The organism is Cupriavidus ulmosensis, assembly GCF_977008105.1.
Map to the genome: position 1 here is coordinate 1,632,383 of NZ_CDRMWP010000002.1, position 12,337 is coordinate 1,644,719.

Here is a 12,337-nt window from a genome sequence, read left to right on the forward strand (position 1 = left end):
ATCCGCTCCCATCCCGCTCCCATCCTGGTCGCATCAGGCCCGCGTCACCACCGCCCTGCACCACCCCCACGACGGCGCCCGGATGCCCCGGCCGCCAATGCCCGCCTCGCCAAGTGTGCAGCACGCCATATTTGTCAACTCCACCTTTGGCGGGGTATCAGGTCGAAAACCGTTGCGCGAGACTCGACGCCGCCTGGCATTGGCCTGACAGCCCGTGCCGGCCGGAGCGCACGCCAGAGCCAAGGGAGTCAAGGGTCGGGAACCTCCCGGTGTGCGCGACAGAAATCAACCAGATAAGAGACATTCAGGGATGAAATCGAAACTTGTTTTGGCGGGGCTGGCGGCTGCCGTGCTTTCCGCATGCGGCGGCGGTTCGGGGGATAGCGCAGCAACTGCGCCTGCGCCCATTACCACCAAGGTCAGCGGCACTGCCGCGGTGGGCGCGGCACTGGCCAACGTCACCGTGCAGGCCAAGTGCGCGGTCGGCGGCGGCAGCGCCACGACGGCCGCCGACGGCACCTTCACGATCAACATCGCCGACGCCAAGCGCCCCTGCGTGCTGAGCGCGGTGGCGCCGGACGGCACGGTGCTGCATTCGGTGGTGGAAGCCGGCACGGACACCAGCGTGGTGGCCAACATCACGCCGCTGACCGAACTGGTCACGGCCGCGCTGGCGCAAGGCAGCACGAGCACGTTCTTCGACCAGTTCGACGCCAATGCCCAGGCACGGCTGACCGCCGCCAACCTGTCGACCTCGACCGATACCGTGCGCCTGGCGCTGACCGGCCTGGTCGACATCTCCGGCACCGACCCGCTCAAGGGCGCGCTGGTGGCGGCCAGCGGCGGCAAGGCCGGCAACGCGCTGGACCAGTTGCTGGACCAGTTGGCCGCGCGCCTGGCGACGTCCAAGGCCACCGTGGCCGACCTGTCCACGGCCATCGGCAGCAACGCGGGCCCGGTGGCCATCGGCACGATCCTGCAGAAGGCCTCCGCCACCTGCGCGGGCCTGCGCACGGGCAAGTATTTCGGGCTGCGCGCCGGCTACTTCTCCTCGCTGACCGTCGATGCGGACGCGCTGACCCTGACGGACAATTCGCCGCTGACCAGCATGATCTCGGCTTCCGTCGTGAATCCGACGTGGCCGCTGGCGCCGGCCGTGAACGATGCCTGCCGCTTCGACGTCACCGGCACCCCTTCCAGCCTGCTGGTCTCGAAATCGGGCGTGTCGCTGCTGATCCCGAGCGCCGGCGCCGTGGCGGCGCCGAATGGCCTGCTGGGCTTCGTCGTGCCGGCACAGCAGCTGCCGCTGGCCGACCTCGCCGGCAACTGGAATGCGCTGGCTTTCCAGAGCGCCGACAACGGCAACACGTACGGTACGTCACGCCTGACCTTCACGCTGGACGCCAACGGCAAGATGACGGCCGCTTCGAGCTGCGACGACGATAACGCCTGCACGAGCTGGGGCGCCGGCGAGCTGGCCACGCTCACGGCCAACAACGACGGCTCTTTTGCGGCGACCAGCAACGCCGGCACTGGCCGGGCGGCGGCGTTCAAGGGCACGGACGGACTGGTGTCCGCGGTGATCGGCCAGTCGAACGGCCTCATCGTCGCCACCAAGCAGGTCGTGCGCGCCCTGCCCGTTGCCGGTTCGACCAACTCGTACTGGGACTATGTGGCATTTGCCGACCTCGCCAGCCAGTTTGGCGTCTGGAGCACCACGATCACCAGCGTCGATCCCAAGACCAGCACGTACACGCGCACCCGCATCGACGACAAGCGCGTCGACGCCTGGACGCAGAACGTTCCGGTAAACGGCCTGCGCTATCGCGCCAAGGGCAGCGCCGCGGACGAACTGATCGCGATGTCGCTGGGCAACACCGGCGTGGGCGTGAACATCGGCCTGCACGTCACGAAGCCGTACCTCGACATTTCGGTGAATCGTCCGTGATGTCCTGCCCGGCGGCCATGCGCCGCCGGGCGGATTCCACATGGACAGGCTGGACAGCCCGCTGCGAAGCGGGCTTTTTTTCGCCGGGCCGGCGCGGACCGCGCTAGTCCTCGGAAAGCTCGCAGAAGCGCAGGCGATTGCCGAATGGATCCGCCACCTGCAGTTGCCGTCCCCAGCCGAGGGCTTCGATGGCGGGCTTCGCATATCGATACGGCTTCGATTCCAGTTCGCGATGGAGCGCATCGATGTCATGGACCGGCACGAACACCGTCGATCCGGGCGTCGCGTCGCCGTGGTGCTCGCTCAGGTGCAGCGTCAGGCCGGAGCGCCTGACCTGCATGTACAGCGGAAAATCGTCGCCGAACCGATGCTCCCACTCCAGCGAGAAGCCGAGGTAGTCCAGATAGAACTCCCTGGCCTTGTCGATCGAGAAGATGCGGAGGATCGGGATGGCGGCGGACAGATTCATGGCTTCAGCGGATCGGGAGACTGGCGGACTGGCGGACTGGCAATGATGGATGCGCGCCGGGAACCTGCAAAGCCCGGGCAGCGCCCGGGCGCCCGCGCCCGGTCTTGCGTCACCTGCCTGCCTCATCGTTCTCCCAGCTGCCGCAGCCGCGCCCTCAGCGTCTCGATCTGCTCCAGCAGGTCGAGTACCACGGCGGTGCCGCCCACGCTCAGTTCGAGGTCGTGCATCAGCCGCAGCGCCGTGCGCGTGCGTTTCAGGGCCGAGCCGTCGAAGCGCCATTGGCGCGGGTCCTCGCCGTGCGCGGGGATCACGCCCTCCGCCACCAGCGCGGCCACCTGATCCGTTTCGGCCCGGCAGGCCACGCTCAGTTCGACCAGCGTGAACTGGACCTCTTGCTCCACGAGAACGCCCTGCAAGCCGGGCATGCCGTTATCGCTCATCGCATCAAGCCTCCAGTGAACGGCGCGGGGCAAAGCCGTCGAAGGTCTTCGCCATCTCCCGGTAGGCTGCCTTCGCCTTGTCCGTGTCCGCCGGCGGCAGGGCGATCGACAGCACCGCGTACAGGTCGCCGGGCTGGCCGCCGGGAATGCCCTTGCCCTTGAGCCGCAGCTTGCGGCCCGACGCCGAGCCGGGCGGCAGTTTCATCTGCACGCTGCCGTCCGGCGTGGGGATGATGACGTCCGCGCCGAGCGCGGCTTCCCAGGGCGCCACCGGGATGTCGACGTAGACATCGCCGCCGTCCACGCGGAACAGCGGGTCCGGCGCGAACGCGACTTCGAGGTACAGGTCGCCGGCCGGCGCATCGCCGATGGCGGGGCCGCCCTGCCCGGCGAGCCGCAGGTGCTGGCCGCCGCGGATGCCCTTCGGGATGCTCACGTCCAGCTGCCGCTCGCGCATGCGCACGTGCCCGTCCGCGTCCATCTGCGGCACGCGCAGCGAAATGGTGCGGCGGGCGCCCCGGTAGGCGTCGCGCAGGTCGATCTGCACCTTGGCGTGATGGTCGCTGCCGGCCATGTGCGTGCCGCGCGTGCTGCGCGCGCCGGCCGCGCGGGCGCCGAACAGCGTCTCGAAGAAATCGCTGTGGTCCATGTCGGCGCCGGCATAGCCATCGCCGCCGCTGTACTCGAAGCCGCTGTCCCAGCCCGGCGGCGGGGTGAACTCCCGGCCGGACTTGTAGCGCGCCTCGACGTCGTCGTAGGCGGCTCTTTTCTCGCTGTCCTTCAGCGCCTCGTATGCCTCGGCCACGTCCTTGAAGCGGGCCTCCGCATCGGGTTCCTTGTTCAGGTCGGGGTGGTACTTGCGCGCCAGCTTGCGATAGGCACGCTTGATGTCGTCCTGCGTGGCCGTGCGCTCCACGCCCAGCGTCGCGTAGTAATCCTTGAACTCCATGCGGGCTCCCGGCAAGGGACTGCGAGATGCGGCCGGCACTCGCGGCCGGCATCCGCTCAAGTATAGCCAAGGCTCGGGGCGCGGCGTGTGATTCTCCCGTGGCGGGGCGCGCGCCCCGCCCTCCCCGGCGGCTTGCCGGTCATGCCAGCGCATGACCGCGGCAATCCGCGCCGGGGGCGCTACGCGGGGGTATTACTTGCTCAGCGCGGGTTCGCTGGCGGGGACTTCGATCGGCTTGCGCGGCTTCTTGCGGCCGCGCCACACCGAGTACGTGACGCCGAGCAGCAGCAGCGCGGAGGCGATGACGAAGGTGCAGCTGATCGGGCGCTGCACGAAGATCATCATGTCGCCGCGCGACAGCAGCAAGGCGCGGCGGAAGTTCTCTTCCACCATCGGCCCCAGCACGAAGCCGAGCAGGATCGGCGCCACCGAGAACCCGAGCCACATGAACAAGGCCCCGATCAGGCCGAAGGCCATGACTTCCCATATCTGGAACAGGCTGTTCTGCGTGCTGAAGACGCCCACCACGATAAAGAACATCGCCGAGGGGAACAGGTAGCGGTATGGCACCTGCAGTAGCTTGACCCACACGCCGATCAGCGGCACGTTCAGCACGATCAGCAGCACGTTGCCGATCCAGAAGCTGGCGATCAGGCCCCAGAAGATGTCCGGGTGCTCGCCGATCAGCTGCGGGCCGGGAGAGATGCCCTGGATCATCAGCGCGCCGAGGATCAGCGCCATCACCGCGTCGCCGGGGATGCCCAGGCTCATGGTGGGGATGAAGTCCACCTGCGTCTTGGAGTGCGACGAAGCCTCCGGCGCGGCCACGCCCGCGATCATGCCGGTGCCGAATTTCTCCGGCGTCTTGGAGATCTTGCGCTCGAGCGCATAGGCGATGAAGGTGGTGATGGTGGGGCCGGTGCCGGGCATGGCGCCGAACACGGTGCCCACGCCGGTGCCGCGCACCATCGGCCAGAATGCCTCCTTCAGCTCGGCCATCGACGGCCGCATATCGCGGATGCGCAGCGAGCCCTTGTTGTGCACCACCGCCATGCGGTTGACGTTGAGCAGGAAGTCCGCCACGCCGAACAGGCCCATCGCGATGGCCACCAGTTCCAGGCCGTCGCTCAGCTCCGGGATGTCCAGCGCGAAGCGGAACGTGCCGGTGTTCACGTCGGTGCCGACCACACCGCAAAGCAGGCCGAACAGCGTCATCGCCACGCCCTTGAGCGGCGAGCCGCGCGACATGGTGGAACCCGCCAGCAGCCCCAGCAGCATGATCGAGAAGATCTCGGTCGGGCCGAACTTGAACGAGATTTCCGTCAGCAGCGGCGAGGCGAAGATCATCACGATGATGCCCACCGAGGCGGCGAAGAACGAGCAGATCATGGTGATGCCCAGCGCCGTGCCGCCCTTGCCCGCCCGCGTCATCGGGTAGCCGTCGAGGCAGGTCACCGCGTGCGGCGGATGCGAAGGCAGGTTGAGCAGGATCGCGCCGATGGCGCCGCCGTACTGCGAGCCGTAGAAGATGCCGGCCAGCATCAGCACCGCGGGCACGGGGTGCATCGCGTAGGTCAGCGGCAGCAGGATGGAGATCGCCGACAGCGCGCCCATGCCGGGCAGCACGCCGATCAGGTTGCCGACCAGCACGCCGAAAAAGGACCACATCAGGTTCGTGCCCTGGAAGGCAACGCCGAAGCCGAACCACAGGTCATGCAAAGCACTCGAGACCATGATGATCAGCCTCCCCAGGTAAACAGCGGCAACTGCAATTGCAGCGCCCACCAGAACACCACCGCGGCGATGACGCACATCGCCAGCGCCAGCACGATGGCCTGCTTGATCGTGTTGCTGCGGTCGCCCAGCGCCGAGATGAACACAATCGCGAACGTCGCGGGAATCAGGCCGCCGTACTTGCCCAGCAGCAGGAACGCCAGCACGCCCAGCACGATGCAGACGCAGCCGCGCAGGTCGGGCAGGCCGTGGCTGTGGTCATGCCCCGGCACCGGCGCCGCCGCGGCCTTCTCGCCGCGCGCGGACAGCGCGATCATCACGCCGACCAGCGCCAGCAGCGTGCCCACGGCGACCGGAAAGAAGCCGGGCCCCATGTGGGCCAGCGTGCCGGTGCGGTATTGCAGCCCGGCCGTGACCGAGGCAAGCCCGACCAGCGTCATCAGGGCGCCGCCGTAGTAGTCCTTCTTGAATTGGGAGGGTGTGCTCATTGCGCGGCTCCCCGGATCGCTGGCAGCGAGGGGGGCACCGCCGGCCGTGTGGCCGCGGGGCGGTATGTGTGGGTGTCTTGGTACATAGGCTGGTCCTTTCGTCTCCTATTTCTGCACCACCGCGCCGCGAATGAATCGCGGATGCCGTGGCGTGTGGAGACTCTATGAACGCAGCCTTCCAAACCGCTTACCGTCGCCTTGCATTCGGCTTTCGTCCGAATGAAATTCCGGGGAAAAATCAATGTTTCTACTTTGTACAAATTCCGATACAAAATAGATCACTACATGACGCATGCGCGGACGGAACTTTCCGACGGCGGGCCCATACACGGGCGGCCCGCCGCCGCGCCTACGCAACCTGCTCCAGCAGCGCGATGATTTCCTCCGGCCCCGTGAACTTGCGCGGATTGCTGTGCGTCCAGCGGTCCAGCAGCGCGTTCCTCGCCACCAGCTCGAAGTCCTTGCGCTCCACGCCGACCTTGTGCAGCCGGTTCGGCATCTCCAGCGCGTCGATCAGCTCGGCCACGAGGTCGGCCGTCTCGCGGTTCGCGTCGCCCAGCGCCGCGCTCAGCAGCTTCTGCTTTTCCTCCGTCACCGGCTTGTTGAAGCGCAGCACGCCCGGCAAGGTCACGCAGGTGCAATGGCCGTGCGGCACGTGGAAGGTGCCCGCGAGCACGTGGCCGATGCCGTGGCTGGCGCCCATCGGCACCAGCGACCACATGCCCATCTGCGACAGCCACATGCCGGCCTGCGCGTCGGCGCGCGCTTCCATGTCGCCGGGGTCCTTCCTGGTGCGCTTGAGCGCATCGGGCAGCGTGCGCAGCGCCTGCAGCGCGGTGCCGTCGACGAACGGGCTGCCGTAGGGCGAACAGAACGACTCCACCGCGTGGTCGACCGCGCGCATGCCGGTGGACAGCCACAGCCCGAGCGGCGTGTGCCGCGTCAGCACCGGATCGAACACCACCGTGCGCGGAATCATCAGCGGGTTGCGGATGCTCTGCTTGAGTTTCCTGACCGGGTCGTTGGAGCCGCCGCTCTGGTGGAACTCGCCGCCCGATAGCGTGGTCGGCACCGCGATCTGGCGCACCTTCGGTCCGCGGAACACCGGCGCCTCCACCACGCCCGTCGCCGGGTCCGTCTTGAGGCGGAACGGCTCGAACTGGTCCAGCTCGGTGATGTCGTGCTCCAGGCACAGCTGCACGTTCTTGCCGGTGTCGGTGATCGAGCCGCCGCCGACCGTCACGATCAGGTCGGCGTCCGCCGCGCGCGCGACCGCCGCCGCGCGCAGCACCGCATCGCGCGGAATGTGCGCGGGGATGTCGTCGTGGATGGCGGCGAACCTCGGGCCCAGCGCGTCGCGCAGCTTGCCGATCTCGTCGGTCTTGTTGTTGAGCGTGTTGCTGACCAGCAGGAACACGCGGCGCGCGCCGAGCCGCTCCACTTCCTCCAGGACCACCTCGACGAACGGCCGCCCGAAAAATACCCGTTCCATCGGCGGAATGCTGAATGAACCTTGTCTCATCGTGATCCTTCGTTATGTTGGCCGGGCAGCCCGGCGGTGGCATGACACGGCGCGAGGCCGCCCCGGCCGGGCGCTGGCGCCCGGCCTCGGTAAATCAGGAAGGGAAGGCCCGCGCGGCGGGCCGGCTCAGGTGGCCAGTTCGGTGGCCAATCAGGTGGCCGGTCGGGCGGCCAGTCAGGCAGCCAATACTGCCGCCTCGACGTTGCGCACCACGTTGAGCAGGCGCGGGCCCCATTTCTCGACCAGATCGCCGGGCGTCAGCTGGTAGGCTGGCCCGCAGCAATTGAAGCCCAGCACCGCGGTGCCGTCGGCCGAGCGGTAAGGCACGCCCACGGCGTTCACGTCGGTCTGCCATTCGCCCACGGACAGGCAGAAGCCCAGTTCGCGAAAGGACTTCAGGCCGGCTTCGAGCGAGTCGCGAATCTGGCCGAACTCGGACGGCGCGCGCTGCGACAGCTCGGCCAGCAGCCCTTCCCGCTCGTCCCCGGTCAGGCCGCAGTAATAGGCGCGGCCCATCGCCGAGGTCGCCAGCGGCACGCGCGAGCCGATGTTGAGGCGGAAGTTCTGGTTGGCCGCGCTGGCCGCATTCTCGACATAGAGCATGGTGTGGCGGTCGCGCATGCCGATGCCGACCGAGGCCGAGCAGCCATCGGCCAGCTCGCGCATCAGCGGCCGCGCCAGTTGCCGCACGCGCATGGCGCCCAACACGGAGAAGCCCAGCGAGACCACCCGCGCGCCCAGGTAGAACTTGGCCTGCGCCTGCGCGTATTCGAGATAGCCGTTGGCCAGCAGCGTGTAGGCCAGCCGCGACACGGTGGCCTTCGGCAGCCCCGTGCGCTCGACCAGTTCCTGGATGCCGAGGAAGCGCTCCTGCGAGCGGAAACAGTCCAGCAGCATCAGGCCGCGCGCGAGGGCGGAAACCTGATCCTTGTCGGCGTCATCGGGGTCGGGGGTGGTCGCGGTCCTGGTGTTCACGCTGCGGATATTTAAAATGGAACATTAGGTCCATTATATTCAGAGAAAATGGCAATGCAAGTGTCGCAGCAGGCGTAAATTCGAAAGACCAAAGAAAATTTGACTTTCTCGTTCCGTGCAATCAAAAATAAACGGAACTCATGTTCCATAAAATTAGAGACACTTCCCTCCATGCCCACCGCATCCACCAGCAACGTCGCCGCCCGCGAAGACATCCAGCGCGCCTGCAACGCCGTCCTCGACGCCTTCATGCAGGCGCTCAACGACCACGACGCCGCGGCGATGGACCGCTGCATGCACTTCCCGCACACCCGGCTCGCCAACGGCACCACCACGATCTACGAAGCGCCCGGCAGCAACCCGATGGACCTGTTCAAGCGGCTCGAAGAAGCGGACGGCTGGTCATACAGCCGCTGGGAATCGCGCGAGGTCGTGCAGTGCAATGCCCGCAAGGCGCACGTGCTGCTGAGCTACACGCGCTTTCGCAAGGACCACAGTGTGATCGGCGTCTATGACTCGATGTACGTCATGACCCTGGAGGCCGGCGGCTGGGGCATCCAGGCCCGCTCGAGCTTCGGTCCCTGAATCCGGTCCCTGAATCCGGTCCCTGAATCCGGTCCCTGAGCGCCGCGCGGGTGCCGTGGCGGGCATGCGTGCCGGGAAAGGGCGACAAAGGGAGACAAAGGGCGGGCAAAAGGAGAACAAGGTGACGTGCCGGGCTGCGTCGCGGCGCGCCGGCGCAAGTACAATGCGGGACGCGCCCGCGGCCGGTCCGCGCTGTCGCGCTCCGGCCAGCCTCGATCCGTCTCCGTCAAGTCTCCGTCAGCCCAGCCAGTCCCCTTATTCCTGATCCATGTCCAATCTCATCGTGCACGGTGGTACGCCTCTGCGTGGCCGCATCATCCCCTCCGCCAACAAGAACGCGGTGCTGCCGGTGCTGTGCGCCACGCTGCTCACGGCGGAGCCGCTGCGCCTGCACGGCGTGCCGGACATCACCGACGTGCGCAAGATCCTCGACATCTTCCGCACGCTCGGCAGCGACGTGCGCATGGACCACGCCACCGGCACGCTGGAGCTGCACCACCGCGACACCCGCTTCGACGCGGCCAGCCACCGGCTGCCCGAGGAGATGCGCTCGTCCATCATGCTGGTGCCGCCGCTGCTGGCGCGCTTCGGCGTGGCGCGGCTGGAGGACAACGTCAAGGGCTGCACGCTGGGCGTGCGCGAGATCGATCCGCACGTGGACGTGTTCCGCCGCTTCGGCGGCCAGATCGAGCGCGCCGACGGTTCGCTGCTGGTGCGCAGCGCCGGCCGCCTGACGCCCAACGATCACTGGCTCGACTACGCTTCCGTCACCACCACCGAGAACTTCGTGCTGTGCGCGGCCGCCGCCGATGGGGTTTCCACGCTGACCAACGCGGCGTCCGAGCCGCACGTGCAGGAATTCTGCCGCTTCATGGAGATGCTCGGCGTGCGCATCGAAGGCATCGGCACCTCGCGCGTGACGGTGCACGGCGGCCATGCGCTGCGCGGCGGCGAATTCCACTTCGACGAGGATTTCCACGAGATCACCACCTTCCTGGCGCTGGGCGCCATCACCGGCGGCGACGTGGTGGTGCGCAACAGCGCGCCCGGCAATTTCCCGCTGATCGACCGCACCTTCGCCAAGTTCGGCGTGCAGATCACGCACGAGGACGGCTGGTCGCGCGCCACCTGCCCCGGCCCGCTGGAAGTGCAGACGCCGTTTACCAGCAACGTGCTGACCAAGGTGGAAGCCGCGCCGTGGCCGTATTTCCCGGTCGACCTGCTGCCCATCTTCATCGCGCTGGGCGTGCGCGCCAAGGGCAACGCCATGTTCTGGAACAAGGTCTACGACGGCGCGCTGGGCTGGACCGGCGAGCTCTCCAAGTTCGGCGCCCACGTGTTCTCGTCCGACCCGCACCGGCTCATCACCTTCGGCGGCAACCCGCTCACGCCGGCGGTGGTGGAAAGCCCGTACATCATCCGCGTGGCCATCGCCCTGTTCATGGTCGCGGCCAGCATCGACGGCCGCTCCGAGATCCGCAACGCCACGCCGATCCGCCGCGCCCATCCGCGCTTCGTGGAAAACCTGCGCAGCCTGGGCGTGCAGGTGGAGTGGACCAGCGAGGAATAACCGGGTCCGTCCGGCTCAGGGACAGGTGGCCAGCATTGCCTGGTCGCGCATGACGAAGCGGTCGCGGCCGTTGCGCTTGGCCTCGTACATGGCGGCGTCGGCCTGTTCCAGCAGCGCCTCCAGCCGCGGCGAGGCCGGTATCTCGCACACCGCGCCCACGCTGATGGTCACGTAAGGGTGCTCGGGCCAGCCGCCGTGCGGCAGGCGCAGCGCGCGCACCGCCTCCAGCAGGCGCAGGCCGGCGGCGCGCGTGTCCGGCGCCGCCGCCGATGGCAGCACCACCACGAATTCCTCGCCGCCCACGCGCGCGCAGAAGCCGCCGGCGCCACCGGGACTGCCGAGGCCATCGCGCAGCGCGCCGCCGATGGCGCCCGCCACGCGGCGCAGGCATTCGTCGCCATGCACGTGGCCGTGCAGGTCGTTGTACTGCTTGAAGTAATCCACGTCGATCAGCAGGAAGCCCACCGGCAGGCCGCGCTCGCACGCCGCGGCCACCACCGCGGCCGCCTCGCGCTCGAAGAAGCGCCGGTTGTAGGCGCCGGTCAGCGCATCGCGGTACAGGTCCGCCTCGATGCGCGAGAGCTTTTCCTCGGTCTCGCCCAGCCGCTCCGCCAGGCTGGAGTTCTCCACCGTCAGCGCCTGCTCGCGCGAGCGGAAGCGCGTCACGTCGCGCAGGAACACGATGATGCCCACCGCCCGCCCGTTCAGGTTGCGCACGGACTCCACCGTCAGCTCGTAGTCCACCCGCTCCTCGGAAATCAGATGGGACCCGCCGCCATGCGCGCCCGCGCGGCTGGCCTCGACGGCATGCCGCCACGCGCGCGGCACCGGCTGGCCGCGCGTCATGTCGGCCAGCAGGCGCCGCGCCGCCGGGTTGGAGTCCACGATGACATCGTTGGCGTCGGCGATCACGCAGCCTTCGTGCAGCGAATCGAACACCCGCAGCCGGGCGTAGTGCCCCACGTCTTCCAGATGGCCGCGCAGCGCGCAGAACCACACCAGCACCGTCATCACCGAGAACGTGGCCGGCGTCAGGTCGCCGCCCAGCGGCCCCGTGTGCCGCGTCAGGTAGGCCACGTTGGCCAGCAGCGGCAGCACCAGCCCGCCGGCCAGCACGGCACGGCCGCCGCGCGTCAGGCTGCTGCCCGGCACGGGCGCCGTCGCCAGGAAATAGAGGCTGACGAACAGCAGCAGGTAGGTGTACGCCGCCAGCGCGGCATAGGCCGGCCCGTGGGTGAAGACCGCGCCCGGCGGCGCCCCGCCCGGCACCAGCGCGATCGCCGACCAGATCAGCCGGTGCTGCTCGTTGGTGAAGACCAGGCCCAGCGTCACCACGCTGACCACGGCGTGCATCGACAGCAGCCAGCGCGGGACGGCGAGCTTCGGCCGGCTCAGTTGCAGCATGGCGCAGAACCAGCCGATCGGCACCGCCAGGATGCCGACGTACTGCAGCTGGGCCCACAGCACGCGCGCTTCCAGCTCGGCCGAACTCAGCTCCAGCAGGCGGCCCCCGCTCCACAGCGCCGTGCCGCCGGCTAGCACCAGGAAGGCCTTGACGGTGGGATCGTCGCGCCGGGTCCAGGCCAGCAGGGCCATCGTCAGGCTGCCGACGACCGCGAAGGTCAGACAGAGAACTAAGGGGTACGAAGGCATTCGG

The 12,337-nt window shown here is 68.3% G+C and carries 11 protein-coding genes; 3 read left to right on the plus strand and 8 right to left on the minus strand.

Features of this window, described 5'->3' with window-relative positions; all coding sequences use genetic code 11:
* Positions 1–436 precede the first annotated feature (436 nt).
* Positions 437–1,948 carry a hypothetical protein gene (locus ACWTPI_RS26925; protein ID WP_082079498.1) on the plus strand — a complete coding sequence of 504 codons (1,512 nt, stop codon included), beginning with the start codon at positions 437–439 and terminating at the stop codon, positions 1,946–1,948.
* 103 nt (positions 1,949–2,051) lie between these two features.
* On the opposite strand, the gene ACWTPI_RS26930 is transcribed toward ACWTPI_RS26925, so the two are convergent.
* The 7 genes from ACWTPI_RS26930 to ACWTPI_RS26960 form a co-directional block, all read right to left on the minus strand.
* Positions 2,052–2,417, minus strand: a complete 366-nt coding sequence (locus ACWTPI_RS26930; RefSeq protein WP_020202528.1) for a glyoxalase superfamily protein — start codon at positions 2,415–2,417, stop codon at positions 2,052–2,054.
* Positions 2,418–2,539: 122 nt separating this feature from the next.
* Positions 2,540–2,818: a chaperone modulator CbpM gene (locus tag ACWTPI_RS26935; RefSeq protein ID WP_197090336.1), complete on the minus strand. Its 279-nt coding sequence runs from the start codon at positions 2,816–2,818 to the stop codon at positions 2,540–2,542.
* A gap of 43 nt (positions 2,819–2,861) precedes the next feature.
* Positions 2,862–3,806, minus strand: coding sequence for a DnaJ C-terminal domain-containing protein (locus tag ACWTPI_RS26940; protein WP_454733247.1), 945 nt, complete (start codon positions 3,804–3,806; stop codon positions 2,862–2,864).
* A gap of 192 nt (positions 3,807–3,998) precedes the next feature.
* A complete protein-coding gene (locus ACWTPI_RS26945; protein ID WP_454733248.1) occupies positions 3,999–5,540 on the minus strand; it encodes a tripartite tricarboxylate transporter permease in 1,542 nt (513 codons plus the stop codon).
* 5 nt (positions 5,541–5,545) lie between these two features.
* Positions 5,546–6,028, minus strand: a complete 483-nt coding sequence (locus ACWTPI_RS26950) for a tripartite tricarboxylate transporter TctB family protein (protein WP_020202532.1) — start codon at positions 6,026–6,028, stop codon at positions 5,546–5,548.
* A gap of 349 nt (positions 6,029–6,377) precedes the next feature.
* Positions 6,378–7,520, minus strand: coding sequence for an iron-containing alcohol dehydrogenase (locus tag ACWTPI_RS26955; RefSeq protein WP_454733249.1), 1,143 nt, complete (start codon positions 7,518–7,520; stop codon positions 6,378–6,380).
* Between the two features lie 204 nt (positions 7,521–7,724).
* On the minus strand, positions 7,725–8,525 hold the full coding sequence (locus tag ACWTPI_RS26960) for an IclR family transcriptional regulator (RefSeq protein ID WP_020202534.1): 801 nt from the start codon (positions 8,523–8,525) through the stop codon (positions 7,725–7,727).
* A gap of 171 nt (positions 8,526–8,696) precedes the next feature.
* On the opposite strand from ACWTPI_RS26960, the gene ACWTPI_RS26965 reads away from it, so the two are divergent.
* Both ACWTPI_RS26965 and ACWTPI_RS26970 read left to right on the plus strand, forming a co-directional pair.
* Positions 8,697–9,110: a hypothetical protein gene (locus ACWTPI_RS26965; RefSeq protein WP_020202535.1), complete on the plus strand. Its 414-nt coding sequence runs from the start codon at positions 8,697–8,699 to the stop codon at positions 9,108–9,110.
* A gap of 268 nt (positions 9,111–9,378) precedes the next feature.
* A complete protein-coding gene (locus ACWTPI_RS26970) occupies positions 9,379–10,680 on the plus strand; it encodes a UDP-N-acetylglucosamine 1-carboxyvinyltransferase (protein ID WP_020202536.1) in 1,302 nt (433 codons plus the stop codon).
* Positions 10,681–10,695: 15 nt separating this feature from the next.
* Here the strand turns inward: ACWTPI_RS26970 and ACWTPI_RS26975 are convergent, their stop codons facing one another.
* The gene (locus tag ACWTPI_RS26975; protein WP_029043501.1) at positions 10,696–12,333 is read right to left on the minus strand and encodes a histidine kinase N-terminal 7TM domain-containing protein; all 1,638 of its coding nucleotides are present in this window, start codon (positions 12,331–12,333) and stop codon (positions 10,696–10,698) included.
* Positions 12,334–12,337: the final 4 nt, after the last annotated feature.